This window comes from Allobosea sp. CER48 (assembly GCF_044752385.1).
In the GTDB taxonomy this organism is placed as follows: Bacteria; Pseudomonadota; Alphaproteobacteria; order Rhizobiales; family Beijerinckiaceae; genus Allobosea.
Window position 1 is genome coordinate 1 of record NZ_JBIWYK010000660.1, and the last position, 1,368, is coordinate 1,368.

The following is a 1,368-nucleotide window of genomic DNA, read 5'->3' on the forward strand; positions in this document are numbered from 1 at the left end:
TCAGGACATTGCCGAGGACGAGGCCACCGGCAACGCCTGCGGCCGTCGTCAGGGCACTTGCCATGAAGCCGCCGCCGCGGCCTGGCGCTTGCTGCGGCTGGTTGCTCCATGGGCCGGGCTGTGCCGGGGCGGCAGCCTGCATCGGAGCAGCCTGCACGGGTTGGCCCTGCGGCTGGGTGTTCCAGGCGCCGGACGGGGCACCGGCATCGGCGCGGGGCGGCACGGAGGGTACGGACCCCGTGCGCGGCACGCTGCCGCCGCCGAAGATGCCGGACAGGAAGCCGCCGGCGGCCGGCTGCGCCGCAGCTTCGCTGGCGCGCTTCTCCGCGTCGCGCAGCTGGCCCTGAAGGGCCTCGACCTGCTGGCTGAGATTGGTGAGCGCCTGTTCCTGCACATAGACGGCCTGCGCCATGGCATAGGGCGCATAGGGCTGCTCGCGCAGGCGTTCTGCGATGAAGTTCTCAGCCTCGGGGTCGCGGGGCTGGTTGGCCGCCTGCTTCAGGCGGTCGAAAATCCCGGCGATCACGTCGCGTTCCTGCGGCGTCATCGTCATCTCCTCTCGTTGCGCGGCGTCACGCGCGCCGCGCTCAAGAGGTGGGACCGGCCTGTGACAGTATCAAGGCCGGAACTGCGGCAGGCTGCCGCGCCGTATCAGATGGTGCCGAAATCGTCGTCCGGCGGCGGCATCTCGTCGACGTCGGAGCCAGGCTGCAGCGTGCCGCGGTTGAGCACGACGACCGTCGTGCCGGTGGGCACGCGGCTGTAGAGGTCGATGATGTCCTGGTTGAACAGGCGGATGCAGCCGGAGGAGACCGACTTGCCGATCGACCAGGGCTCGGACGTGCCGTGGATCCGGTACATCGTGTCGCGGCTGCCCTGGTAGAGATAGAGCGCACGGGCGCCGAGCGGGTTCTCGAGCCCGCCAGCCATTCCGGCCGCCCAGGGGCGGTTACGCTCCGGCTCGCGGGCGATCATCGCAGGCGTCGGGGTCCAGCGCGGCCACTGCGCCTTGCGGGCGACCGTGGCGCGGCCGCGCCAGGACATGCCCTGCTTGCCGACGCCGATGCCATAGCGGATCGCCTTGCCGCCTTCCTGGACGAGATAGAGATAGCGGTTGTCGGTATCGACGACGATCGTGCCGGGCTGCTCGCGCGTCGGATAGGAGACGATGCGGCGCAGGAACTGCGGCTCGACCTCGGTCAGGTCTGTTGCCGGCAGCGGGTGCAGCTCGTCCGGCCGCTCGCCATACATCGAGAGATACTCGGGGCTGATCACTGGCCCCTTGGGAGCAGCCTCGTAAGGCTGCTGGCGCTGGCTCACGCAGGCCGCGAGGAACAGCGGCGTCAGGGCTGCGAAAACGCGGCGGGT

2 protein-coding genes are annotated in these 1,368 nt (G+C 70.2%); both read right to left on the reverse strand.

The window, feature by feature from the left end; all coding sequences use genetic code 11:
* Positions 1-547 (reverse strand): DUF2076 domain-containing protein (locus tag ACIPIA_RS16355; RefSeq protein ID WP_400511030.1); only part of this gene is annotated, 547 nt, incomplete at its 3' end.
* Positions 548-651: 104 nt separating this feature from the next.
* A complete protein-coding gene (locus ACIPIA_RS16360; RefSeq protein WP_400511031.1) occupies positions 652-1,347 on the reverse strand; it encodes a L,D-transpeptidase in 696 nt (231 codons plus the stop codon).
* Positions 1,348-1,368: the final 21 nt, after the last annotated feature.